Origin of the sequence: Xenorhabdus griffiniae, assembly GCF_001028135.1 — a bacterium.
Lineage (GTDB): Bacteria > Pseudomonadota > Gammaproteobacteria > Enterobacterales > Enterobacteriaceae > Xenorhabdus > Xenorhabdus bakwenae.
The window spans coordinates 95822-118883 of sequence record NZ_LDNM01000015.1; the positions used below are offsets into that span (position 1 = coordinate 95822).

The window sequence follows — 23062 nt, forward strand, 5'->3', positions numbered from 1 at the left end:
CATAAATATAAACGACTCATAAGCTGACTTAAAAGAAGTTATAAATATAGCAAGAGGTATTAAAATTATTATCGCTATAAAAAACTTAAATTTTGCTTCACCTGCCATTAAAGAAAAGAATGCTAAGATCATGAGTGCTAAAGGGGAAATATAACACGCATCCTGAAGTTGGATTGGTAATATTGATTATTGCTGGTCGTAATTTACTCATTTTATGGGGGCGTGTGCTTTGATGATAATCTCCTGCTTTCACCAAAGCATTCGTTTCATTTATAGAGACTTTTTGTGGTAGACTTAGCACTGTTCGTTATCCATTCTGTTTGAGGTGCTTCTGAATACACCGTCGCAGCTTTCACTACCATTATATTTGCCCGATGATGAAACTTTTGCCAGTTTCTTTGCAGGTGAGAATACTTCCTTATTAGCTGCAATAAAATTGGCCATTAGTCAGTCACACGGTAGTTATATCTATTTCTGGTCCCGCGATGGCGGGGGTAAGAGCCATTTGCTTCACGCAGCCTGTGCCGAATTGTCCCAACAAGGAGAAGCTGTAGGGTATGTACCATTGGATAAACGCGCCTATTTTGTCCCTGAAGTCCTTGATGGTATGGAACATTTATCATTAGTGTGCATCGATAATATTGAGTGTATTGCTGGTGATCAGGCATGGGAGATGGCGATTTTCAATCTTTACAACCGCATTGTAGAAATTGGCCGGACTTGTCTTTTGATCACCGGTGATCGTCCTCCTCGGCAAATTAACCTGACACTACCGGATTTGGCATCTCGTCTCGATTGGGGGCAAATTTATAAATTACAACCTCTGTCAGATGATGAGAAAATCCAGGCATTGCAATTACGGGCCAAATTACGGGGTTTTGAATTGCCGGAAGATGTAGGGCGTTTTGTGTTGAAACGACTCGATAGGGAAATGCAAACGTTGTTCAGGACGTTAGATGAACTTGACCGTGCTTCCATTGTGGCGCAACGTAAACTAACGATCCCGTTTGTAAAAGATATCCTTGAGCTTTGAGTCAGTAAAGCAGTAAGGGAATGAGATCAAGATAAAAAAGTGATAGAAATAGGTTCTCTATCACTTTTTTATTGAAAAATATTTACCATAGAATTTCTTTAACTTGTTCAGGGGGACGCCCCAAACGAGCGTTATCACCGACAACAACAATCGGGCGTTCAATCAGTTTAGGGTTTTCAGCCATCGCCTGAAGCAATACGTCTTGGGATAAGGTAGTATCGCCAAGGTTTAATGCCTGGTAGAGATCTTCCTTAGTACGCATCAATTGGCGGGCATCTTTGAACCCCAATTGTTTTAATAGTACGGCAAGTTGTCCTGCTGTCGGAGGGGTATCAAGATAGTGAATGATTTCCGGCGTAATACCCAGCTCTTCAATCAGCTTAAGAGTTTCACGGCTCTTTGAGCAACGGGGATTGTGGTAAAAAGTGACTTTTCGTGCGTCAACATGTTGCATATAAAACCCTTCATTTTTTATATCGTTCATAACTTTGTTGTTGTTGGCGTAATTGATCAATACGGGCATCATATCGTTCTTGTTCATAACTGCCCAGTTTTGCCAATGCACTGGCTTTGCTTAATTGTTCTATCGCGGCGCTAAAATTACCTTGCAATGCCATAACTTCTGCATAGGCGGCGAGTTCATCATTGTTTTTCCCTTGCTCTCCAGCAGTCTTTCTTAACAGTATCCAGCCATTAAGGTCGTCAGGGTAATTAAAGGTATAACGAAACAGAAGTTGTGATGCCAGAAAATACTTTTTATCCATCAAATAGGCATTGGCGAGGTTAATTTGCAATACCCGATGATTTTTCTGTTTCTTAAGTGCATCCTGTAAGCGATTGATAGCATTAGCATACTGTTTTTGCCCGATGTCAATATCCGTCATTGTATCAATAAACCAAATGTTATCTGGTTGTTTATCTAGCAATGGAGAGAGTATAACTCTGGCTTCAGCATACTTTTTATCTTCAGAAAGCAAAATAGCTTGTCCATAGGCCGCCGCAAGCTGTTCTTTGGCCGTTCCCTGACGATATTTCTTTAGCCATTGATCAATATAGGGACGTTGATCAGTTGAATACAGGGTTAAAATACGGATACGGGCGAGCAGAAAATCCTGAGATTCTGGCACCGCTTTCGCTGGATATTGATTTGCCCGATTACGGGCGTCGGCCAAACGGCTGGCAGGGAGTGGGTGAGTATAGAGCATTTCAGGTAGCCTGGAGCTATAGCGAGACTGATCTACCAGTATTTGCATAAAATCAGGCATACCGTTTGGATCAAATCCTGTCCGGCTGAGCGTTTGCATTCCGATACGATCAGCTTCTTGCTCATTCGATTGGGTAAAACTGATCATGCCTTGTTGGACGCCTGCCAGTGTGCCGCTGAGTGCAGCCATGCCTGCTTGTGGGTTGGCTATCATCAGTAGGATAGAACCCAATGTGCCGGCCCATGCCAGAGGGCTGGTACGTTTTTGTTCTTCCATTGATCGTGCTAAGTGTCGTTGGGTAATGTGGGAAATCTCATGGGCCATGACAGATGCCAGTTCACTTTCATTGTTGCTATAGCGAAACAGGCCTGAATAAAGAACAACATTACCACCGAAAAGTGCAAGGGCATTAATATTAGAGTTATCTAACAGATAGAAATGAAAAGGGGTTTTGACTGCATCGGCATGATTGGCTAGCCTTTGGCCTAATTGATTAATGTATTGAGTCAGCAACGGATCATAAATCAGCGGGGCCTGGCCCCTTATCGAGCGTATATAAAAATCCCCTATAGCCATTTCCTGATTAATGCTGAGGGTGGCCCCTGCTGTGGTGCCGATATCAGGTAGTGAATCTTCAGCCGGTGCAGAGAATACAGGAGAATTCCCCGATAACAACAGGCCGATAAAAAGAGTTATCAAAGATTTTCTGGATGTTTTTCTCATAAAGTGATTCTCATAAAATAGTGTGCTCCGTTTTAGCTATCAATTTCATGAATACTTTTATGATAAAAGAGTACCTTAAAACCATTAATTATAATAAATTTTAGTGAAAAATAATGAAATAAGCCCCTCTCTTCCCCTACACAAAGTGCCGGCGGTCGCTTGGATGTGGGATGACAAAGAGGGTTATGTGAGTGGGGCAAGCGTACTCTTAGACGTGGATATAAGCGACATCCTGCCTCAACGTTCACTGGTTAATGGTGCAATAGTAACTGTTTTATCCGCTGAGATCCGGCACAAACGTTGAGTTATGTACTATTGTTAATGTTGTCGTTCCTGTTAAAGTTGTTACTACTATCGTGGTATAGTCGATCAAGAGGAAATTATGAAACGTCTTTTATTGCCCATTTTCCTTACCCCATTCTTCTCATATGCGGCACATGCTAATGCAGATAAGACCGCAGAAACTTATTGTAACTTGTTCGGGAAAGCCTCTGTCGAAGCATTTAAAACCCATGACTCACCCGACACGATAGCGCAAAAGGCGTTCAATGAATTAACTAGCAAGGGATTTGATCTTAAAGAGATCCAAAGCAACAAGGATGAATTTATGACATCCATCAAACAAACGGTCACAGAAGTCAGAAAAAATAAACAAGCCTTTCCAAGCACGCGTCATTTTGACGAATCACTGGATAAATCTGTTGAAGCATGTAAAGTACAAACAAAACATGCTTTATCCGGCAGTACAAAATAGACTCCTGTAGAGCGATTTACTTATGTTGTCGCTCTATTTTTTATTAGTCTTGTTGTCAATAGAGCCGGGCCGGATAGAAACATGACTGTGAAAAAATACAGCATCAACGGATGACTCTTTATCGGGGATGAATTTATTTAAATTAAATCATCCGAAAAGAATTTAATTTCAGCTTATTAATGGCAATGCTATACCGAATATTAAAAACAATAAAAGGACTAAAAAAGTATTTATTAATTCAGAAAAATGATATTGAAACGATAATTTTTTCTCATTGTCCTGGTTAGACTCTGCTTTATCTAACAAGAACTTATTATCCTCAATTTCAGTAAGTATCACTTTTGCGCGTTCTATATCAGCAGAGTGGACAAGCAGTTTAACACCACCAAATGCTTGGGAATACATATAGTTATTCCATACAATGCCTTCATCTATCACGACTGCATAAATATCTTCTGATAATATTCTGCCCAAGACGATGTGAGCATCGATTGGCGATAGAAAATTCGCTAATAACTGCATATTTCCTCTTTGCGGATGACTATTCCACATAAGCACACCATAATCAGATGATTTATAAATCAGTATAGCCTAACACTGCATTGTCCCCCTTCATTATTTAATAGTCAAAAACAACGGGAACCATTAAGCTCCCGTCATCTATTCAGTTAAGTAATTAATTACATATGTGAGATAATTGTATCGCCGAATTCGCTACATTTCAGCAGCTTATCGCCTTCCATCAGACGCTCAAAATCGTAAGTTACGGTCTTGGCAGCAATGGAACCTTCAACACCTTTAACGATTAAGTCGGCAGCCTCGAACCATTCCATGTGGCGCAACAACAGGATACGATGCATATAGTAACTAACTGTATATATTGAGTATTTAAGGTCTGCCACATCGGTTTTATATATATAAAATCACTTAAATAACTTATTGTTTTATATAATCTTAATAAAAGTTTTGCAGAAACAAAAATCTAACCAAATCCACATTAAATCGCTAAAAATCCCAAAAAACACATTGCTAAAATTTCCTGATTTAAAATCGGGGAATCACCACACAGTAGGACTTGAATCCAAGCCCTCTAATAAAGGCACTGGACAAAAAGGATATATTCCTTCTTTTTCAGAATGTTACTTGTGCGCAAGGGGCTGGACAAAACGACTTAATCCCTTGTTTAAAGTCGCTATTTTGAGGGTACCTCTCCATGAATTATCACCTTAATGGGCTTTTAAATCCCATTAACGGAAAGTTTCGCTGAGTGACAGGCCAAACTGAGGATGAATGCAATAATCAATGAGTTAAAAGGGAATAATTATCCTCTTTATGTCACTTTCTGATTTCACTTTGTCATACCAAGCTTTATCAACCATAGGGAAATAGATTTTATTAATTCCCTATCAGCCATTCCGTGCCATCCTAAATCAAGTCGCACTCTCCAGTATTAATGAACCGATTTTATTGATGTTCACAGGCGGAGAAGTCTCCCACCGCCTTCATAACGTTATAAAAACATAATTGGAGGTAATACTATGTATGATTGGTCTGGAGTTGTTCCTGCTAATGCTGAGCAAGGTCAACCTACAGGGCTTTTGCTTAAAGCAGGAGATGTAATATCTGTTGTTGCCAGAGGCTGGATAAAATACGGCTACGGTAATATTAACTGGGCAGCACCTGAAGGTACCATGCCAGTTTACCAACCTGCAAAACCCAGCCTATCTTTAATTGCTAAAATCGCCAACAAAACCTACAAAATAGGAAATGGCGTACTACGCAGAAGAGTCCCCATAGATGGTGAATTGATACTTCTATTTGACGATAGTTCGGACGCATATGGTGATAATTCAGGTGAATTTTCAGTTGATATCATAGTGGAATCTTCCGAGATTTTAAGTTCCCTTGAAGAAATCAATAGATAGATAGCGAAATTACTCAACCCGCAATTTCTGCGGGTTTATTTTACGTTTCAACTTTCTCCTGCCCCGCATTCCACACCGAATCCTCTGGCATCTGGACGCGGACATCTAAGCGACAACCTTCGGGAATGTCGCAGGGTTCGGCATCAGGAGGGTCATTAGACACATGACGCAAATATCGGATACTGCTCAATCGGGTAGATTGCGCTACCGCCCCCGATATCCAATGGCCGGAACAGCCGGAATAATTAAAGGGGCATTACGCCCCTGATTTTCACTATGGTGTTTTAGGCCAGTCAATGTTTGGTGCTGTCGAACAGTCTACACGGTTAAGCAGGACGCAGTATCGTTTCCACTCTGTCAGCGCCGCTCGTTCGCTATCTGTTTCCATCTGGAGATCGACCGCGTATTGGAGCGGGACGATAGCGATATCTGCCTGTTGTCGCAATGAGGATTTTTGAGATTCAGCCCGCTGCTGTAATTCCTCTGGCGTCGGAGGAGGTGGCGGTGGGATATCAATCCATGCAGGGTAGCCGTGTTCATCGCAGCCCAGCCGTTTTCCACTGGGCCATTGCCCATCAAATCGTTGTTTGACCGCCTCGTCAACCTCTACACCAGTATCCGGGAACGTGTCGGGATAGTGGTGACGTTCATCCACAGGCCAGAACCCCGGACACGGAGGGTCGCATTTTTCGTTGTTAGCGCAATAAATATAGGTTTTGCTCATCATTAATATCCTAACGCAATGTAAATACCATTCAGTGTCTCAGTGCCGCCTTTCCTAAACGTGGCGTGTGTATTCGTTTTTTCCGCGAGGTAGACGGGTTCAACTGTGGTTGTGTTTGTGCTATACGGTACAACGGCAACCGGTACCGCAAATACACAATACCGCGGGAATGGGCGGGTAAATTGTACCTGCACACTCTCACCAGATTTAAATTCCCCAAACGCACCCCATTGAATAATCAGGTTACCCGCCCCATCCTGCGATGGGAATTGCTGCCAGCCGTTATAGCCTAAACTCGCCAGAAAATACGCCATGCTGGGGACATTTCCCGTCGCGTCGCCAATTTGCGTCAATCGTAAATACCGACTATCAAAATTCCCGTAATCGCGCGGTACAACCTGTCGTCCGACTCTCAGCTCCGCGCTAATGTCACACCCACCCAATGTGTCGATAGCGGTAACACCCCGCCCACGCAGGTAATGGTGGAATTCAGGTCGTGATTGCGAGCCTTTGTTATAGCCAAATTGTGTTTGCCCATCCCCAAAATTATTGCCGTCTGAATGTGTAGATACCGCAATTGAACCTGTGTTTTTTCTAAACCCTGAGAATCTAACCGGTGACAGCAATTCACCGCCATCGTTTTTGCTCAGATATCGGCTATCAAAATTTCCATAATCATCGGGTACAACCTGTTTACCGACGCGTAACCCCTCACGTACATCGCATCCACCGAAGGTATCAATGTGCGTAACACCGCTGCCACGCAAATAATGACTGAATCTGGGTGCTGAATCACTGCCAGTGTTGTAACCGAGTTGTGTCTATGCATCGCCAATGTCATTACCATCCGATTGTGTCGAAATGACGATTGACCCCGCATTTTTTCTAAACCCTGAAAATTTAACCGGTGATAGCAACTCACCGCCATCGTTTTTGTTGAGGGCATTTTTCGCCAGATCCACCGTATCCGATAAACCGAGGTTTTCTAGAATTACGCACTGGGTTGATTTGGCAGTAGAAACGGGTAATTGACTATTGAACGGGTTGAAATTAAACAAATTTTCAGTTCAATAAATGTGCAAAATGTGAGTTTGGAGGAACATCGGCGTTAATGGGTAAAAAACAATCTAAATATACCGCGTGTTTTGATAAAAACATCGTAATTTTAATCAGGCGTTTTATTCTGCACTGTGCATTATGGGGCGGTAATTTTCACTTAGAATAGTGCAGAATATACCGCTAAATAGTGCAAAATTGGCCGCCGCGCTACAGAAATCCGGCAGGAATAACCGTGTTTGCCAGTCCGTTAATCGTGACCTCAGTAACAGATTTTGTCGCCCGGTGACGCTGGAGAAAATAGATATAGCCTAATGCATCCTGCATCATGCCGTCAGCGTACCGGGGATCGAAACTGTTCAGGAGGTTGATAAAAAAGTTTCGCTCATCGGTGATGATGGCTATCAGAGTAGTAACTAATTGGCCCTGTGGTGTGTCCATTGATTTATTGAGGTTGTCGCCAAAACAGGACTGCATTAACCGCCAGAGACCCTCTATGATATCCTCTGTCGGCGGTGCCAGTATCCCCTGTCAATCTTCTTTGGATTTACCGTACTCTTCAATCGCATTGAAGCCTTCACAACCACAGCTCACGGCACAAATCGAGATGGTCAGAATATCGATGAGGGCATACTGTTTCGTTCGGCTAACACGCGGATCAGTGAGGTGCCCAAAGGCCTTGCTGAGGGTAGTTGCTTGCATGGCAGTTTCTACGGTTATCATTGACAGGATGCTGATTATAAATCACAAACAGCTATCAATCCTATTTCTATGTACCGAATGCACTCAGTTAATCCCGTTGGTCAATTTAGACCCGTTTGCCCTGGATATATGACCAGTGCATATTTACATTTGATTAATTTTTTACCCACCCTTTTTTGATAAAAAATGCGCAGCAAAATTGGTAGAGTCGGGTAAGTTTGCTTTGTAAATGCGCTCCGTATTGGCCCCAAAATATTTGGGCAAAAGCACACCCCAACAGGCTGACTAAAAATGCCCCAATCATATCGATTGGCCAGTGAACGCCCACATAGACACGAGACCAGGCAATGGCACAGGCGATGACCATCAGAGATAAACCTGACCAAACGCGGTGCCAAAATATAAAAGCCAGAGCAAAAGTAAAGACCGCTATGCCGTGGTTACTGGGAAAAGATTCTGTCGGAGCATGGTAGAGAAAATGATAGCCAACACCTTCGACAAATGGCCGGGCATGTGGAACGGTTACCCCGATGATATAGGAGGTTGCCATGCCAAAGGCAAAAGCAATGCAATATTTACTGACAACGATGCGTTGAGATGTGATGGCGCTTTCTTTCCCCCAAAGCCAGCAAATGACCAATGTGATAGGGTAAATAAATACGCAATATTTCGCTATAAAGATAGCAAGCGAGATCATTGCTGGTGGTGAATCTGGGGTTGCATTGATAAAAGTAAACAAAATGTGGTTAAGTTGTTCTAGCAAAGTCAGCCTCACAAGCGAGATATTTACATACACAGAGTGATTTTATTTTATTAACTCATTGTTAACAATAATAATTTCACATAAAAAAGCGAATTATATTGATTTGTAATTTTATTTAATGTTTGTTGATGTTGCATGAGTAAATAATATAGGGATTGTAATAATAATGGAAGATAACCGCTATCTTGCAAGTCACTCGTGACTAACAAAAAACCCGATAGTCTTTAACCAAAGTGGATGACTATCGGGCTCCTCAATATGGGGACATCAAAGAAAAGCAGTGGCAATAATTAAGACTGCATTATGATGTGAAAGTTCTCATCCTTGAGAAAAAAATCGCAAAATCTTTTCAAAAAGGTGGAGTTTTTTCGAAGGGCAATATGGTTAAGGCACCCGCTATCCAGTAAAGGGACGGTTTCTGGCTGGATAGCGGTTTTTTTTGACGGCTGGTTTTATAACTAATGATTGGATTCGATTATTGGTACAGTTCCAGATTGTCTTTAGCATAAGCTTCAAAATCTGTACAGCCACCGATGTGTTTCTCGTCAATGAAGATCTGGGGAACCGTCTCAACAGGTTTGCCCACCGTTTTTGATAAGTCGTTTTTGGTGATGTTTTCAGCCCAGATATCGACATAGCGATAATCAAAGTCGTCGCGCACTTTTTTTAGTTTTTCAGCGAGTTCTTTGGCGCGAACGCAGTAAGGACAACCAGGGCGGCCAAAAATGACAGTGTACATACAAACTCCTTAGTGGTAATGATCATGAACTTTATAGAATGTCATCTGGAGTTACTATGCCTGTATGTATTAATAAAAAAAAGCAGGAATTGCCTTTTGTTGTAATTAGTCCTGCCAATAAGTGGGATTCAGGTATGATAGACTTACCCAGTGACAGAGATTTATTGAGTAACAGAAATTCTATTTTTAGGCTGCAACAGGTTAAAGAATGAAAGTGAACCCATCAAAAGAGATGCGCTCATTGGCTGATATGCCTAAGTTAGTTATTTTATTGGAAATATTGGGCGTGGGGCTGTTGGTTCTGGCTTACTTGTCAATCACTGATAGCATAATTTTATCACCTTTACTAATGACGACAGAAGCACACATTGCTATGATTTTATTGGGTATCGGTTGCTTGATACCAGCAGCTATCCATATTATCTGGCGTGCAGTCTATAATCTTTCCTTTTTAGGAATTGATCATAAGAAAGCAGATAAAAACCATCAGATTGTCACTGATGATGAAAAAACAAAATAGATTAATTATTGTACATACGGCTGCTTGCTGGGACGTTCCCTTAGGTAGCATGTGTAACTTCTCGGTCATATGAGGTTAATTCGATGGATTCTATGGTTATTCCCGATTTGTCAATTTTGTGCACGTGGCTTGAACAGCTCAAGATCTCTTATTTTGAGAATGATTCAGGCACAGTCTTGCATTTGCCTCATATGCAGAATATTGACGGCTTGTTTGATGCCAAGATCGATCTGTTGGGTGATGTAGTATTGCTTTCTGCTTTGGCCGAAGTCAGGCCAACTGCGATAATTCCATTGGTTGCTAATTTGAGTCAGATTAATGCTTGCTCTCTTACTGTGAAGGCATTTATCGATGTTCAGGATGAAAACTTGCCTAAGTTGATTGTGTGTCAGGCTTTCCCTATTGCTGCTGGAATGACTTTCAGACAATTCTCCAATTTTATGCAGCAGGGTGAAGAACAAATTGCGAATGTGATTTTTGAAATTCACAGCAATAACCTTCTCTATGTCAATAATGATATGGAAAGTGAGATGGAAGTTGAGGAAATTGAAGAAGCTGAAGAATCCTTAATTTCAACGAAAACATCAACATTTACTTTGCACTAATATTTTTTTGATATGGTTTTTACTATGCAATGTGCGCAGTATACCGCGGGGCATTGTCACTCTTGCCAGTGGCTCGATAAGTCCTATTTACAGCAATTATCTGATAAACAACAACATTTAAAGCAACTTTTACAGGAAGGGTCAGGAATACATTGGTTGCCACCCGTAAGTAGCAAAACAAGTGAGTTCCGTAATAAAGCCAAGATGGTAGTCAGTGGCAGTGTTGAGCGTCCATTACTTGGTATGCTGCATCGTGATGGCAGAACGGTGGATCTTTGTGACTGTCCGTTGTATCCAAAATACTTTCAGACGGTATTTGCAGTCATAAAAACATTTATCGCCAAAGCGGGTTTAGTTCCGTACAACGTTGAACGCCGGAAAGGGGAATTAAAATATATTCTTCTGACGGAAAGTCGTGCTAATGGCGAAATAATGCTGCGCTTTGTCTTGCGTTCGGAAACAAAGCTGGCTCAATTAGAGCAGGCTTTGTCTTGGCTGAAGGAACAATTGCCACAAGCAACTGTGATTTCCGCTAATATTCAGCCAACCCATATGGCAATTCTGGAAGGTGAGAAGGAAATCATTTTTACCGAACGTAAGATGTTACAGGAAACTTTTAATGGTATTCCGCTGTACATCCGCCCGCGTAGTTTTTTCCAGACAAATCCAGATATTGCTTCAGAGCTGTATGCAACAGCGGGGCGTTGGGTTAGGGAATTAAACATCAACAGTATGTGGGATCTGTTTTGCGGTGCTGGCGGTTTTGGTCTGCATTGTGCAGATAAAAAGACCCGATTGACAGGGATTGAGATCAGTGCTGAAGCCATTAGTTGTGCGAAAAGTTCTGCCAAAAGCCTGGGATTGGAGCAGGTGGATTTTCAGGCATTGGATTCCACTCAGTTTGCCCTTGATAAATCACAAATACCTGAGTTAGTACTGGTAAACCCTCCCAGAAGAGGTATTGGTAAAGAGCTATGCGAATACCTTAGCCGGATGGCACCTAAATTTGTTCTCTATTCGAGCTGTAATGCTCAGACGATGGCAAAAGATATCACTTTGCTTAAACAATATCGAATAGAAAAAGTACAGTTATTCGATATGTTTCCTCATACCGAACATTATGAAGCATTGGCACTGTTAGTTCTTAATGTAAACTAACAACCTTATATACTCGATAAACTTCAAGTTGTAATCCGCAAGACGACGCGGGGCCTTATATTTCCCCGCTGCACGGGGAAATATAATACGCATCTTGAAGTTGGATGGGTATATCTTAATTACTCCGTGATAACAATAAGTTACCACGGGCAGGAAGGGGGAAATCAGATAATTAAGGATGAATGCTGATTAATTGCGATGTTGAAATGATAAGGATCGCTGTTCAATTACACGCATCAGCAGTGTCAGAAGACCATTTATGCAGAGGTAAATAATACCTGCGGCAATAAATATTGTTGCATCATAACTACGCCCAAATTGAAGCTGGCTATATCCCATGATGTCTAATAAGGTGATGGTACTGGCTAGTGAAGTGCTCTTGAAAATCAGCACGACTTCATTGGAATAGGAAGAAAGTGCTCGCTTAAAAGCATAAGGTAACAAGATGCGCATAGAATGCACTTTGGACATACCGAGGGCCTGGCAAGATTGCCATTGTCCGGCAGGAATTGCTTTGACAGCGCCGTAAAATAGCTGGGTTGAGTAAGCTGCACTATTCAATGTAAGTGTAACCATTGCACATAGCCACGGCTCTGACATAAGTTGCCAGAACCACGGATATTCTTTGAGCGATGGAAATTGCCCCGGCCCATAGTAAATTAAGAAGAACTGAACGAGGAGTGGGGTTCCGGTAAATAGTGTGATATAGCTTCTTACCAACTGAGAAAGTACAGGCAGTTTCATTGTCAGGATCATGGTCAAGACAATGGATAGTATGAATGCAGCCAGCAATGCAGAGAAAGTCAAACTGAGGCTGGTTTGCAAGCCGGGTAAAATTTCCTTGATATATTCAAACATCATGAAGCACTCCGTTCAAAATGGGTGGCGCGTATTTCAAGCTGTTTGAGAATAAATTGGCTGATCAGGGTGATTATCAGATAGATCACAGCAACAATCATATACCATGTGAACGGCTCCTGAGTTCGGGTAGCGATGCTTTTTGTTTGTAACATCAGATCATTAACGCTGATTAATGAAACCAGAGCCGTATCTTTTAATAAAACCAGCCATTGATTACCAAGCCCTGGCAGGGCATGACGCCACATTTGAGGCATGATCAGGCGAAAAAAGATGCGGCTTTGGCTTAATCCCAGAGCCTGGCCCGCTTCCCGTTGCCCTATTGGAACTGCTTTTAATGCTCCGCGCAGTGTTTGTGAAGCATAAGCAGAATAGAGCAGAGACAGGGCAATAACACCGCACAGAAAAGGTCTGACATCAAAGTTGTCAATTTCCATCTGTATTCTAAAGTGCCAAACAATGAGATTGATATCAAAACCGTCCGACAGCGTAATGAGAAGTTGGGAACTGCCAAAATAGATGAAGAGAACAACTAAAATTTCAGGCAATCCCCTGATCACGGTAACCCAGCAGGAGCCTAAAAAAGCAATAGATTTCCAGCGAATGGATTCCCATGCAGCAAAAAACATTGCCAGAACTAAACCGACGATAAGCGAGGAAATGGCAAGGCCGACGGTGATACCGGCGGCATGGATTAAAGAGAGAAGTTCATTCATTAGGATTGAGTTTATTGTTTAAACCATTTTTTGTAGAGGGTATCGTAAGTACCGTCTTGTTTAACTTCCGTTAATGCTTTGTTCAGTTTGTCCAGCAACTCAGTATTACCTTTGCGAACTGCAATGCCTAAACCGATACCAAAGTAGTTTTTGTCTGTCACCTTATCACCAACTGTGCTTAATTCTTGATTCTTTTTTAGCCATTCATTGACGACAGCAGTATCACCAAATAACGCATCAATACGGCCATTTTTTAAATCAAGAATGGCATTTTGGTAGCTGTCATAAGGTACGGTTTTCAGTTCCTTATGCTGTTCCATCAAATACTTCTGGTGTGTAGTGCCATTCTGGATACCGACTTGTTTACCTTTGAGATCGGCAACTTGAGCAAACTTCCCTTTGATAGCAACGAAAATGGCAGAGTTATCATAGTAGATTTGGGTGAAATCAACTTGTTTTTTCCGATCCGGTGTGATGTCGATACCCGCCATCAAAATATCAACACGGCGGAATTTTAAGCTGGGAATGAGGCTATCGAAAGCCTGGTTGGTGAATGTACATTCTGTGTTGAGCTTTGTACATATGGCATTCGCCAAATCGACGTCGAATCCTTGAATCTGATTATTTGCATCAATAAATTCAAATGGAGGGTAGGTCGCTTCCGTCGCAAAACGGAGTGTTGCTTTTTCTGTTGCGGTTGCTGACAAGGTCACTACACTCAATAAGGCTGCAAACAATAATTTCTTCATAGCAATATCCTGTTGTTTATGAACTTAATGGTTGATAACTGCTTTTATGTTTGTTTTATAATCGATTATCGATATATCTACTTCATCTTTCAATCTGCTACCTTACAGGGAAACCGTAGCTTGAAATCTATCGAGTTTATAGATCCAGTATGGTATTTCAATGTGATAAATAGTGAGCAAAGGCTTCTGTTTGAGGATGCATAAAATGAGTGACATCTCCTTTTTCGAGAATGTGTCCTTGTTCCATATATACAACTTGGTTTGCTGTTTTGCGAGCAAATTCCACTTCATGAGTCACTATAACCTGAGTGATCCCGGTTTCTGCCAGCTCTTTAATAATGTCAATAACTTGAGACGTGATTTCAGGATCGAGTGCAGCAGTGGGTTCATCAAACAAGAGAACCTGAGGTTCCATCATTAAGGCACGTGCAATGGCAACCCGTTGTTGTTGCCCACCGGAAAGGTGCAGCGGAAAACGGTTGGCGAATTCGCCCAAACGAAGCCGGGAAAGGAGTTTGGCCGCTTTTTCCCGTGCATATTGTTTAGATTGCTTCAATACTCGGCAAGGTGCTTCAATCAAATTATCCATCACGGTCAAGTGTGGCCACAAATTGTATTGTTGGAAAACCATGCCAACTTTTTGGCGCAATGCGAGAATTTCTTTGTGGTTTGGTTGTTGTTTGAAATCAAATTGGTGCGTTGCCACATTGAGTAATCCGGAACGAGGCAGCTCGAGTAAATTTAAGACACGCAGCAAAGAACTCTTTCCAGCTCCACTTGGGCCTAGTAACACGACAGTTTCTCCCGATGTACATACAAAATCGATATCGAACAGAGCCTGTTGTGAGCCATAGAAACAATTGATGTTTTTTAATTGAATGCTCATGCGAAAAATATGAATAGTTAATTGATTGATGCGATATTAATCCCGCGAGCATAACTATGCAATAACATCGGCATAAAATTGTTATTTTAATCGAATTAGTAAGTTAACTAATCAAATTGCCTGCATTTTTTAGATCTTTTTTTTGCTTTTTTATTGGGTAAATCCTTCATTGAGTAAACAATGCGATGAACAAAGGCGTCAGTAGACTCAATATAAAACCATGAACGATAGCGGCGGGCACGATATTTACACCACCACAGCGTTGTAAGATTGGTAAGGTAAAGTCAATTGAAGCTGCTCCGGTTAAACCCAATGCGGTTGAACGATAGCGATTTATTAACATGGGAATAAGCATGATGGACGCCAATTCACGAGCTAAGTCATTGAAAAATGCGGTGCTACCAAGCATAGGCCCGTAAGCATCGGAAATTAAAATGCCGGAAAGGGAATACCAACCGTATCCTGATGCAATGGCAAGGCCAGTTTTGGTTGGTAATTCCAACAAAAATGCAGCCAATACGCCACCCAGCAGAGAACTTATGGCAACCACGATGGCAATAATCGTACCACGGCGATTCAGCAGGGTTTGCTTTAGGCTCATACCGTTATTACGCAGTTGAATCCCAACGAGAAATAGTAAAAAAATCAGGGCAATTTTGCTGGCTAGGCTAGAAAAGTGAAACCCTGACCAGTCTGTTAATCCAATAAGAAACCCCAAGACTAATGCACCACATAATTTGACGGAATCCAGCGCCATATGTAATCTGGAAGGGGGTTTTTCCTGTTTATGTGCATTAATAATCCATGGATCTCGTATATCCAAGAGGAAGAGGGCCAGCATATTAATTATAAAGGTGCATAGAAAAAATGTTGTTGCATACAGCAAAATAGAAAGTAAATGACTGCTCAGATTTTCCAGTATAGCCAGACTGATACCCATCAGAATGAGAATGATATAGACCATGACATTGAGTAGCTTATGCACGAAGGTTAACATCGATTTATCATTCAGATGAATAAGGTAGCCCAGAGCCAAAGGCAGGAGAATAATTATTAATCCTGAATACATGATCCTCATCCTTAATCCAATAAAAAACGTCTTTTATCTAATCTTAATCACGAAAACTAAGCACAAAAACCAGAAAACAGACAGAAACAAAAAATTCACACCAAAATAACAAGTAGGATAAAGAGAAACATACTGAAATTCAATGCATTTTTAATCTCTGACAGAATGGATGTTATAAATAAAACTAAGTTAATCCGATATGGAATGACACAGTAGAACAGGGTGTTGCGACTATTCCATTACCTTTAAAAGAGATATTTTCCAGGATTGTTTGGCTGGTGAGAGGGAAAGTCAATTGAACGTCATTTTGGCTATTGACGTTGGTTTTTTTAAGAAGAGATATTAGAAATTTTTCTTATCAGAAATATCCCGTTGATAGAGTTTGTTTATGGTTTATACAGTAAAGTTCAAATGAAGTCATTAAATGAGATGACATACTTTTAATGGTAGGTATTTATTGATGAAACTTCTTTTTGCCAAATATCGCTGGGTCAGAGCTGGGTTTGTTCTCATAGCTATTGCTTCTGTGTGGTTCTATTTCTTCTACCTGCCGAAGCCTATCACATATCAGACGAGTGCAGTGATAAAGGGAGATTTCGAAAGAAGTGTCTTAGCGGTGGGTAAATTGGATGCGGTCAGTAAAGTTGACGTAGGGGCTCAGGTTAGTGGTCAGTTGAAAGCGCTTTATGTGAAATTGGGGGATAAAGTTAAGCAAGGCCAATTATTGGCATTGATTGATCCACAAACAGCAAAAAACACTGTGGCTGAAATTCAGGAAACAGCAAAATCACTGGAGGCTAATCTCCGTGGCGCACAGGCTGAACTAAAACTTGCACAACTCAAAGTAAATCGCCTGAATCATTTGTTTAAATTACATTTAATTTCCCGGCAAGAATTGGACTCCAGCATAACAGATATGCAGTTTAAGGCCGCCAGAATTGACGATTTAGCGGCGCAAATTAAGCAAAATAAGGCCAAACTTGATACGGCAAAAACGAATTTGCAATATACCAGAATTACTGCCCCAATCGCGGGCATTGTGACAGATATCAAAACATTTCAGGGACAAACCGTGATTGCTGCACAGCAAGCACCGACTATCCTGACCCTCGCAAATCTTGATACTATGATTGTTAATGCAGAAGTATCGGAGGCTGATGTCATCAATTTAGCGCCGGGACAGAAAGTCTCATTTACCATCTTAGGGGCGCCAGGAAGGCTATTTCACAGCGTCCTGAAAGATACCTTACCAACACCACAAGTTGAGAATAACGCCATTTTCTACTACGCCCGCTTTGAAGTACCTAATCCCGAACATATTCTGCGTTTGCAGATGACTGCGCAAGTAAGAATAGCGCTTCAAACTTTGCATAATGTATTGATGATCCCAATTTCAGCTTTGGAGATAGCTTCTCACCAATATACGTCTTCAACTCAGCATGTACTTTCTACGCAATATGAAGTGAGTGTTTTGCATAATGGCAAAGCAGAAAAACGTAAAATCACAATAGGAGCCTTTGATAACGTGAATGTTCAGGTGCTCTTTGGCTTGAAGGAAAACGAACGTGTGATCACCAGTCTCAGTGATAGTAGTGTAGAGGAGTAATAATGGATACATTACTGGAACTAAAAGGCGTTAGTCGTAATTATCCTGCTGGAGAAGGGCAACTCACTGTGCTGGATAATATTTCGTTATCGATACAGGCCGGAGAAATGGTGGCTATTGTCGGCGCTTCTGGTTCAGGTAAGTCTACTTTAATGAATATACTTGGCTGCTTGGATAAACCTAGCAGTGGAGAATATTGGGTCGCGGGAAGAAATATTGCTGATTTGGATAGTGATCAATTGGCTGAGTTACGCAGGGAGTATTTTGGGTTCATTTTTCAGCGCTACCATTTATTGACTCATTTAACCGCCGAGCAAAATGTTGAAATTCCGGCGATTTATTCCGGTGTTTCCAAAATACAACGTCGTGAGCGGGCTATTGAATTGCTAAAAAGCCTTGGATTGGAAAATCGGATTGATTATCGACCAAGCCAGCTTTCAGGAGGACAGCAACAACGGGTCAGTATTGCCAGAGCACTTATGAATGGCGGTCAGGTCATCCTTGCTGACGAACCGACCGGAGCATTAGATAGTACTTCCGGCCAGGAAATGATGGATATCTTGAAGAAACTCTGTCAACGAGGACATACGGTTGTTATTGTTACGCACGATCCTAATATTGCTGCACAGGTACAAAGGGTGATTGAAATTAAAGACGGGCGTATCATGAGTGAGGTACGCTCTTCTGAACGCCCCAAATTACCCCTCCCTTCTTCTGTAGAGACAAAAACGGTCAATGTAAAAACTTCTTCAGTGCAACAAATCTGGGGACGTTTTAATGAAGCGTTATTGATGGCATGGCGTGCCATGAATGTGAATAAGCTACGGACTCTGCTGACAATGCTTGGGATCATAATAGGCATTGCCTCTGTTGTAACGATCGTAGTGATTGGTGATGCGGCAAAATCGATGGTGTTATCACATATTAAATCTATCGCAACTAACTCTATATCAATTTATCCAGGAAAAGATTTTGGCAGTGATAACGCTTTGGATATGCAGGCACTGAAACTTACTGATATTCCAGCAATAAAATCTCAGCCCTATGTTCAGGCTGTTTCTCCCGAATTTATGAATGAGGGGCGTTTGCGTCAAGGCAATATGGATGCTAAAGCACAAATATCGGGGGTAGGAAGTGATTTTTTTCAGGTATATGCAATGAAATTTTCTCAAGGCATTCCTTTTACTTCAGACATGATTGAGCGTCAGTCTCAAGTGGTTATCATTGATGATAATACACGTAAGAAGTTCTTTCCTTACCAGGGTAATGTGGTAGGCAAAGAGTTACTGTTAATAAATATGCCCTTGACAGTGATTGGTGTCATTGCTAATGGGCAAAGTCTTTATAGCAGTAATACCTTACAAGTTTGGGTGCCTTACAGTACGATGAATAGCCGTTTAATGAATCAAAACTACTTGAATTCGATTGCTGTCAGGTTGAAAGATGACCATGCGTCCAATGAAGCCGAAGAAAAAATTAATCAATTGCTGATATTCCGTCATGGTAAAAAAGACTTTCACACTTATAACATGAATAAAACCATTAAAATAATGGATAAAACAACACGGACGATGCAAATATTTTTAACGTTAGTTGCGGTAATATCCTTGGTTGTCGGGGGAATTGGTGTCATGAATATCATGTTGGTATCAGTTACCGAGCGTACAAGGGAAATTGGTATTCGTATGGCAGTAGGGGCCAGAACCAGTGACATTATGCAGCAATTCCTTATTGAAGCTGTTTTGGTTTGTTTAATAGGGGGGATACTGGGGATTATTCTGTCATGCAGCATTTCTTTTATGGTGCAATTGATGTTACCGAACTGGGATTTCGTTTATAACTTCACTGCATTTATCATTGCATTTGGTTGTTCAACGGCAATAGGGATAATCTTTGGTTTCCTGCCGGCAAAAAATGCAGCTCACCTCGATCCTATAGAAGCACTGGCAAGGGAATAAAATAGCACGCCACAAATAAGCTTATTGTCTATTTGTGGCGTGGAAATTACGAATTTATCGGGTCACTATTTTTTGATTTTGAACCATTTTCCAGAGGTACAATAAGGCTGGCATGGTTACCTTTGGGGCCTTGATGAACGCTAAAGTTCACTTTTTGCCCCGCTTTCAGCGTCCTATAACCATCCATCTGAATGGTTGAATAGTGAGCAAATATATCCTCGCCACCGCTGGCCGGGCAAATAAATCCAAAGCCCTTTGCATTATTGAACCATTTAACAGTACCTGTTTCCATACTTCTCTATCCCTCGTATCACGATTTCGGATTTAGGCGTCACTAAAAATTTTAAAATATGAACAAACGCCCAGACAGAAAGCGGTGTTCATAAAACATACTGTAGTGAAATTCATTACGTCGTCAAGCATATAAACAACGTCAGGTTGTCTCAAATGACTAAAGTTTGATATAGATAACGGTATCCGATTTTTAGGCAAAATCCTGCTCTGCTAATCAAGGAAGGGGTAAGCAGAGTGCTTTATGAAGTGATAAAATATATAGCAGTAGAATGAATGAGTTCGTACTAAAATCCAGCGGACAGTTAATACCCAGCGGAAGAATAATGACTGAGTTTTATAACGATTTGAAAGTTGAAGAATTTATTGAGGATGATGTAAAACAAAAACTACAACCACCATCAATGTATAAGGTTATTCTTAACAATGACGATTATACCCCTATGGAGTTTGTGGTTGACGTATTGCAAAAGTTCTTTTCTTATGATGTTGAACGAGCAACGCAACTAATGCTGGATGTCCATTATAAAGGAAAAGCAGTTTGCGGAATTTATACGGCAGAGGTCGCAGAAACTAAAGCTGCGCAAGTGAACATGTATGCTAAGGAGCACGAGCATCCATTACTTTGCACGCTGGAAAAGGTCTGATCTGGCTTATTGAAATTTAGGAGGAGGTGCTTATGCTCAATCAAGAACTGGAGCTTAGTCTCAATATTGCTTTTGCCAAAGCAAGGGATAACAGACATGAATTTATGACTGTAGAGCACCTGTTGCTGGCGTTGTTAAGTAACACATCAGCGCGAGAAGCACTGGAGGCTTGTAAAGTCGATTTGGCGATGTTACGCCAAGAATTAGAAAGTTTTATTGCACAAACCACCCCCTTGTTATCTGAAAACGATGACAGGGATACACAACCTACATTAAGTTTTCAGCGTGTTTTGCAACGTGCGGTATTTCATGTTCAATCTTCGGGGCGCTCGGAGGTTTCTGGGGCGAACGTCTTAGTTGCTATTTTTAGTGAACAGGAATCCCAGGCTGCTTATTTACTACGCAAGTACGACGTCAGTCGTTTGGATATTGTGAACTTTATCTCTCATGGAACGCGCAAAGATGAATCAGATAATGATGTTCACCACAGTATCAATCCAGTTCAGGAAGAGCCGGTAATTAGTGAAGATAGGTTGGAAAATTTCACGACTAATCTGAATCAATTGGCACAGAAAGGACAAATTGATCCGCTTGTCGGCCGTCAGAGTGAATTGGAGAGAACTATTCAGGTACTCTGTCGTCGCCGCAAAAATAATTCTCTGCTTGTTGGCGAATCGGGTGTGGGTAAGACGGCCATTGCTGAGGGGCTTGCATGGTGTATTGTGCAAAAGAATGTTCCCGAAGTGATGCTGGATTGTACCATCTATTCTCTTGATATTGGCTCATTGTTGGCGGGAACAAAGTATCGTGGTGATTTTGAGAAGCGCTTCAAGTCTTTGTTAAAAACATTGGAACAGGACAGTAAAAGCATTCTCTTTATCGACGAAATCCATACTATTATTGGCGCAGGTGCCGCATCGGGTGGGCAGGTGGACGCAGCTAATCTCATTAAACCGCTGTTGTCCAGTGGGCGTATACGGGTAATTGGTTCAACGACGTACCACGAATTCAGCAATATTTTTGAAAAAGATCGGGCCTTGGCTCGTCGATTCCAAAAAATTGACATTCTTGAACCTTCTTCTGAAGAAACGGTACAAATTATCAATGGGCTGCGTGCTAAATATGAAGTACATCATGATGTTCGTTATACAGCGAAGGCCATCCGGGCAGCAGTCGAGTTATCTGTGAAGTATATTACCGATCGTCATTTACCGGATAAAGCCATTGATGTTATTGATGAGGCTGGTGCAAGGACCAGATTAGTGCCAGCTAGCCGCCGTAAGAAGACGATCAATGTTGCCGATATTGAGACTGTTGTTGCCCGCATAGCCCGTATTCCAGAAAAAACGGTGTCAGCCAGTGATAAAGATGTATTGAAGACACTGGATGAGCGTTTGAAAATGTTGGTCTTTGGTCAAGAAAAAGCGATTACTGCTTTGACGGAAGCCATTAGGATGAGCCGTGCTGGATTGGGACAAGATTATAAGCCGGTAGGATCTTTCTTGTTTGCAGGGCCAACAGGAGTGGGGAAAACAGAAGTCACAGTTCAACTTGCCAAGGTTTTGAATGTCAAGTTATTGCGATTTGATATGTCAGAGTATATGGAACGTCATACTGTCAGTCGTTTAATCGGTGCTCCTCCGGGTTATGTTGGCTATGATCAGGGAGGATTATTGACCGATGCAATCATCAAGCACCCTCATTCTGTTCTGTTACTGGATGAGATTGAAAAAGCCCATCCTGATGTTTTTAACCTGCTGTTACAGGTGATGGACAATGGTACATTGACTGACAATAATGGCCGCAAGGCGGATTTCCGCAACGTTATTTTGGTGATGACAACCAATGCAGGGGTACGTGAAATACAGCGTAAATCCATTGGATTCACTGAACAGGATAATAGCCCGGATGGTATGGAAGAGATAAAACGGATTTTCACACCTGAATTCCGCAATCGTCTTGATAGCATCATTTGGTTTGATGCGCTCTCTCCTGAAGTTATTCAGCAAGTTGTTGATAAATTTATTGTCGAGTTACAAGCCCAATTGGATGAAAAAGGCGTCTCTTTGGAAGTCAGTGCGGCAGCCCGCCAATGGTTATGTGACAAAGGTTATGATAAGGCGATGGGAGCACGGCCTATGGCCCGAGTCATTCAAGACAATCTCAAAAAACCACTGGCGAATGAGTTACTATTTGGCTCTTTGGTGCATGGCGGCTCAGTCAAGATTAAATTTGATAAAGCTAAACAGACATTGGTATACGATTTTAAGCGTGCCCAAAAATCGAATAAAAGGAGATCAGAAGATGCTGTATTGTAACATGCTATATCGATATAAACGGAATAAGCACAAATAGTATCAGTGATAGAAACGGGT

At 41.5% G+C, this 23062-nt stretch carries 27 protein-coding genes and 2 pseudogenes; 11 read left to right on the top strand and 18 right to left on the bottom strand.

Annotation, left to right across the window (positions count from 1 at the left end):
- Positions 1 to 325: 325 nt before the first annotated feature.
- Positions 326 to 1033 (top strand): DnaA inactivator Hda, encoded by a 708-nt coding sequence (hda, locus tag AAY47_RS04945; RefSeq protein WP_047767461.1) that lies wholly within the window; start codon positions 326 to 328, stop codon positions 1031 to 1033.
- An 82-nt stretch (positions 1034 to 1115) separates the two neighbouring features.
- On the opposite strand, the gene arsC is transcribed toward hda, so the two are convergent.
- Together arsC and AAY47_RS04955 are read right to left on the bottom strand one after the other, a co-directional pair.
- Positions 1116 to 1487 carry an arsenate reductase (glutaredoxin) gene (gene arsC / locus AAY47_RS04950; RefSeq protein WP_053014208.1) on the bottom strand — a complete coding sequence of 124 codons (372 nt, stop codon included), beginning with the start codon at positions 1485 to 1487 and terminating at the stop codon, positions 1116 to 1118.
- A 10-nt stretch (positions 1488 to 1497) separates the two neighbouring features.
- A complete protein-coding gene (locus tag AAY47_RS04955; protein ID WP_047767465.1) occupies positions 1498 to 2961 on the bottom strand; it encodes a tetratricopeptide repeat protein in 1464 nt (487 codons plus the stop codon).
- A gap of 382 nt (positions 2962 to 3343) precedes the next feature.
- Between AAY47_RS04955 and AAY47_RS04960 the strand changes: the two genes are divergently transcribed.
- Positions 3344 to 3715, top strand: a complete 372-nt coding sequence (locus tag AAY47_RS04960) for a hypothetical protein (RefSeq protein ID WP_047767467.1) — start codon at positions 3344 to 3346, stop codon at positions 3713 to 3715.
- Positions 3716 to 3883: 168 nt separating this feature from the next.
- Here AAY47_RS04960 and AAY47_RS04965 read toward each other — a convergent pair whose 3' ends face one another.
- Positions 3884 to 4267: a hypothetical protein gene (locus AAY47_RS04965; RefSeq protein WP_047767469.1), complete on the bottom strand. Its 384-nt coding sequence runs from the start codon at positions 4265 to 4267 to the stop codon at positions 3884 to 3886.
- Positions 4268 to 4395: 128 nt separating this feature from the next.
- Positions 4396 to 4563 (bottom strand): annotated as a pseudogene (locus tag AAY47_RS04970) (NADP-dependent isocitrate dehydrogenase); the annotation flags it as partial.
- Between the two features lie 690 nt (positions 4564 to 5253).
- Between AAY47_RS04970 and AAY47_RS04975 the strand changes: the two are divergent.
- Complete coding sequence (locus AAY47_RS04975; protein WP_047767473.1) at positions 5254 to 5640, top strand: LecA/PA-IL family lectin; 387 nt, start codon at positions 5254 to 5256, stop codon at positions 5638 to 5640.
- 40 nt (positions 5641 to 5680) lie between these two features.
- On the opposite strand, the gene AAY47_RS23035 is transcribed toward AAY47_RS04975, so the two are convergent.
- The gene (locus AAY47_RS23035; protein WP_255334780.1) at positions 5681 to 5803 is read right to left on the bottom strand and encodes a hypothetical protein; all 123 of its coding nucleotides are present in this window, start codon (positions 5801 to 5803) and stop codon (positions 5681 to 5683) included.
- Positions 5804 to 5816: 13 nt separating this feature from the next.
- On the opposite strand from AAY47_RS23035, the pseudogene AAY47_RS22600 reads away from it, so the two are divergent.
- A pseudogene (locus AAY47_RS22600) lies at positions 5817 to 5885 on the top strand (tail fiber assembly protein); the annotation flags it as partial.
- Between the two features lie 29 nt (positions 5886 to 5914).
- Here the strand turns inward: AAY47_RS22600 and AAY47_RS04980 are convergent.
- From AAY47_RS04980 to AAY47_RS05010, 7 genes are all read right to left on the bottom strand, one after another.
- Positions 5915 to 6364, bottom strand: coding sequence for a tail fiber assembly protein (locus AAY47_RS04980; RefSeq protein WP_047767474.1), 450 nt, complete (start codon positions 6362 to 6364; stop codon positions 5915 to 5917).
- A gap of 2 nt (positions 6365 to 6366) precedes the next feature.
- The gene (locus tag AAY47_RS04985) at positions 6367 to 7131 is read right to left on the bottom strand and encodes a gp53-like domain-containing protein (RefSeq protein WP_047767476.1); all 765 of its coding nucleotides are present in this window, start codon (positions 7129 to 7131) and stop codon (positions 6367 to 6369) included.
- A 54-nt stretch (positions 7132 to 7185) separates the two neighbouring features.
- Complete coding sequence (locus AAY47_RS04990) at positions 7186 to 7422, bottom strand: hypothetical protein (RefSeq protein WP_047767477.1); 237 nt, start codon at positions 7420 to 7422, stop codon at positions 7186 to 7188.
- A gap of 208 nt (positions 7423 to 7630) precedes the next feature.
- A complete protein-coding gene (locus AAY47_RS04995; protein WP_047767479.1) occupies positions 7631 to 7897 on the bottom strand; it encodes a hypothetical protein in 267 nt (88 codons plus the stop codon).
- A gap of 54 nt (positions 7898 to 7951) precedes the next feature.
- A complete protein-coding gene (locus AAY47_RS20435) occupies positions 7952 to 8143 on the bottom strand; it encodes a transposase family protein (protein ID WP_053460722.1) in 192 nt (63 codons plus the stop codon).
- 133 nt (positions 8144 to 8276) lie between these two features.
- The gene (gene ybjG, locus AAY47_RS05005; protein WP_047767596.1) at positions 8277 to 8885 is read right to left on the bottom strand and encodes an undecaprenyl-diphosphate phosphatase; all 609 of its coding nucleotides are present in this window, start codon (positions 8883 to 8885) and stop codon (positions 8277 to 8279) included.
- A 475-nt stretch (positions 8886 to 9360) separates the two neighbouring features.
- Positions 9361 to 9624 carry a GrxA family glutaredoxin gene (locus AAY47_RS05010; RefSeq protein ID WP_047767481.1) on the bottom strand — a complete coding sequence of 88 codons (264 nt, stop codon included), beginning with the start codon at positions 9622 to 9624 and terminating at the stop codon, positions 9361 to 9363.
- A gap of 208 nt (positions 9625 to 9832) precedes the next feature.
- Between AAY47_RS05010 and AAY47_RS05015 the strand changes: the two genes are divergently transcribed.
- The 3 genes from AAY47_RS05015 to rlmC all read left to right on the top strand — a co-directional run bounded on the left by AAY47_RS05015 (position 9833) and on the right by rlmC (position 11907).
- Positions 9833 to 10144 carry a YbjC family protein gene (locus AAY47_RS05015; RefSeq protein WP_047767483.1) on the top strand — a complete coding sequence of 104 codons (312 nt, stop codon included), beginning with the start codon at positions 9833 to 9835 and terminating at the stop codon, positions 10142 to 10144.
- An 83-nt stretch (positions 10145 to 10227) separates the two neighbouring features.
- A complete protein-coding gene (locus tag AAY47_RS05020; RefSeq protein WP_047767485.1) occupies positions 10228 to 10749 on the top strand; it encodes a YbjN domain-containing protein in 522 nt (173 codons plus the stop codon).
- Positions 10750 to 10773: 24 nt separating this feature from the next.
- Positions 10774 to 11907 carry a 23S rRNA (uracil(747)-C(5))-methyltransferase RlmC gene (rlmC, locus tag AAY47_RS05025; protein ID WP_047767487.1) on the top strand — a complete coding sequence of 378 codons (1134 nt, stop codon included), beginning with the start codon at positions 10774 to 10776 and terminating at the stop codon, positions 11905 to 11907.
- A 189-nt stretch (positions 11908 to 12096) separates the two neighbouring features.
- Here rlmC and artM read toward each other — a convergent pair whose 3' ends face one another.
- The 5 genes from artM to AAY47_RS05050 all read right to left on the bottom strand — a co-directional run bounded on the left by artM (position 12097) and on the right by AAY47_RS05050 (position 16185).
- Positions 12097 to 12765, bottom strand: a complete 669-nt coding sequence (gene artM, locus AAY47_RS05030) for an arginine ABC transporter permease ArtM (protein WP_047767598.1) — start codon at positions 12763 to 12765, stop codon at positions 12097 to 12099.
- Positions 12765 to 13481: an arginine ABC transporter permease ArtQ gene (gene artQ, locus AAY47_RS05035; protein ID WP_047767489.1), complete on the bottom strand. Its 717-nt coding sequence runs from the start codon at positions 13479 to 13481 to the stop codon at positions 12765 to 12767. Before artQ ends, artM begins: the two co-directional genes overlap by 1 nt.
- A gap of 11 nt (positions 13482 to 13492) precedes the next feature.
- Positions 13493 to 14230 carry an arginine ABC transporter substrate-binding protein gene (gene artJ / locus AAY47_RS05040; RefSeq protein ID WP_047767491.1) on the bottom strand — a complete coding sequence of 246 codons (738 nt, stop codon included), beginning with the start codon at positions 14228 to 14230 and terminating at the stop codon, positions 13493 to 13495.
- A 157-nt stretch (positions 14231 to 14387) separates the two neighbouring features.
- Positions 14388 to 15116 carry an arginine ABC transporter ATP-binding protein ArtP gene (gene artP / locus AAY47_RS05045; RefSeq protein WP_047767493.1) on the bottom strand — a complete coding sequence of 243 codons (729 nt, stop codon included), beginning with the start codon at positions 15114 to 15116 and terminating at the stop codon, positions 14388 to 14390.
- 166 nt (positions 15117 to 15282) lie between these two features.
- Positions 15283 to 16185, bottom strand: a complete 903-nt coding sequence (locus AAY47_RS05050; protein WP_047767495.1) for a lysine exporter LysO family protein — start codon at positions 16183 to 16185, stop codon at positions 15283 to 15285.
- A gap of 460 nt (positions 16186 to 16645) precedes the next feature.
- On the opposite strand from AAY47_RS05050, the gene macA reads away from it, so the two are divergent.
- On the top strand, positions 16646 to 17791 hold the full coding sequence (gene macA / locus AAY47_RS05055) for a macrolide transporter subunit MacA (RefSeq protein ID WP_047767497.1): 1146 nt from the start codon (positions 16646 to 16648) through the stop codon (positions 17789 to 17791).
- A 2-nt stretch (positions 17792 to 17793) separates the two neighbouring features.
- Complete coding sequence (gene macB, locus AAY47_RS05060; protein WP_047767499.1) at positions 17794 to 19749, top strand: macrolide ABC transporter ATP-binding protein/permease MacB; 1956 nt, start codon at positions 17794 to 17796, stop codon at positions 19747 to 19749.
- Between the two features lie 46 nt (positions 19750 to 19795).
- On the opposite strand, the gene cspD is transcribed toward macB, so the two are convergent.
- Positions 19796 to 20041: a cold shock-like protein CspD gene (cspD, locus tag AAY47_RS05065; protein WP_047767501.1), complete on the bottom strand. Its 246-nt coding sequence runs from the start codon at positions 20039 to 20041 to the stop codon at positions 19796 to 19798.
- Positions 20042 to 20366: 325 nt separating this feature from the next.
- On the opposite strand from cspD, the gene clpS reads away from it, so the two are divergent.
- Positions 20367 to 20687, top strand: coding sequence for an ATP-dependent Clp protease adapter ClpS (gene clpS / locus AAY47_RS05070; RefSeq protein WP_047767503.1), 321 nt, complete (start codon positions 20367 to 20369; stop codon positions 20685 to 20687).
- A gap of 32 nt (positions 20688 to 20719) precedes the next feature.
- On the top strand, positions 20720 to 23005 hold the full coding sequence (clpA, locus tag AAY47_RS05075; RefSeq protein ID WP_047767505.1) for an ATP-dependent Clp protease ATP-binding subunit ClpA: 2286 nt from the start codon (positions 20720 to 20722) through the stop codon (positions 23003 to 23005).
- Positions 23006 to 23062 lie beyond the last annotated feature (57 nt).

Excerpts from the sequence above, each read along its gene's own strand:
- macB (WP_047767499.1), top strand. The coding sequence starts at position 17,794 with ATGGATACATTACTGGAACTAAAAGGCGTTAGTCGTAATTATCCTGCT.
- AAY47_RS04965 (WP_047767469.1), bottom strand. The coding sequence starts at position 4,267 with ATGTGGAATAGTCATCCGCAAAGAGGAAATATGCAGTTATTAGCGAAT.
- AAY47_RS04995 (WP_047767479.1), bottom strand. The coding sequence starts at position 7,897 with ATGCAGTCCTGTTTTGGCGACAACCTCAATAAATCAATGGACACACCA.
- AAY47_RS05010 (WP_047767481.1), bottom strand. The coding sequence starts at position 9,624 with ATGTACACTGTCATTTTTGGCCGCCCTGGTTGTCCTTACTGCGTTCGC.
- AAY47_RS20435 (WP_053460722.1), bottom strand. The coding sequence starts at position 8,143 with ATGATAACCGTAGAAACTGCCATGCAAGCAACTACCCTCAGCAAGGCC.
- clpS (WP_047767503.1), top strand. The coding sequence starts at position 20,367 with ATGACTGAGTTTTATAACGATTTGAAAGTTGAAGAATTTATTGAGGAT.
- macA (WP_047767497.1), top strand. The coding sequence starts at position 16,646 with ATGAAACTTCTTTTTGCCAAATATCGCTGGGTCAGAGCTGGGTTTGTT.
- artQ (WP_047767489.1), bottom strand. The coding sequence starts at position 13,481 with ATGAATGAACTTCTCTCTTTAATCCATGCCGCCGGTATCACCGTCGGC.
- artJ (WP_047767491.1), bottom strand. The coding sequence starts at position 14,230 with ATGAAGAAATTATTGTTTGCAGCCTTATTGAGTGTAGTGACCTTGTCA.
- AAY47_RS05020 (WP_047767485.1), top strand. The coding sequence starts at position 10,228 with ATGGATTCTATGGTTATTCCCGATTTGTCAATTTTGTGCACGTGGCTT.
- AAY47_RS04975 (WP_047767473.1), top strand. The coding sequence starts at position 5,254 with ATGTATGATTGGTCTGGAGTTGTTCCTGCTAATGCTGAGCAAGGTCAA.
- AAY47_RS04955 (WP_047767465.1), bottom strand. The coding sequence starts at position 2,961 with ATGAGAAAAACATCCAGAAAATCTTTGATAACTCTTTTTATCGGCCTG.
- AAY47_RS04980 (WP_047767474.1), bottom strand. The coding sequence starts at position 6,364 with ATGAGCAAAACCTATATTTATTGCGCTAACAACGAAAAATGCGACCCT.
- arsC (WP_053014208.1), bottom strand. The coding sequence starts at position 1,487 with ATGCAACATGTTGACGCACGAAAAGTCACTTTTTACCACAATCCCCGT.
- artM (WP_047767598.1), bottom strand. The coding sequence starts at position 12,765 with ATGTTTGAATATATCAAGGAAATTTTACCCGGCTTGCAAACCAGCCTC.
- AAY47_RS04960 (WP_047767467.1), top strand. The coding sequence starts at position 3,344 with ATGAAACGTCTTTTATTGCCCATTTTCCTTACCCCATTCTTCTCATAT.
- cspD (WP_047767501.1), bottom strand. The coding sequence starts at position 20,041 with ATGGAAACAGGTACTGTTAAATGGTTCAATAATGCAAAGGGCTTTGGA.
- clpA (WP_047767505.1), top strand. The coding sequence starts at position 20,720 with ATGCTCAATCAAGAACTGGAGCTTAGTCTCAATATTGCTTTTGCCAAA.
- rlmC (WP_047767487.1), top strand. The coding sequence starts at position 10,774 with ATGCAATGTGCGCAGTATACCGCGGGGCATTGTCACTCTTGCCAGTGG.
- AAY47_RS05015 (WP_047767483.1), top strand. The coding sequence starts at position 9,833 with ATGAAAGTGAACCCATCAAAAGAGATGCGCTCATTGGCTGATATGCCT.
- artP (WP_047767493.1), bottom strand. The coding sequence starts at position 15,116 with ATGAGCATTCAATTAAAAAACATCAATTGTTTCTATGGCTCACAACAG.
- AAY47_RS05050 (WP_047767495.1), bottom strand. The coding sequence starts at position 16,185 with ATGTATTCAGGATTAATAATTATTCTCCTGCCTTTGGCTCTGGGCTAC.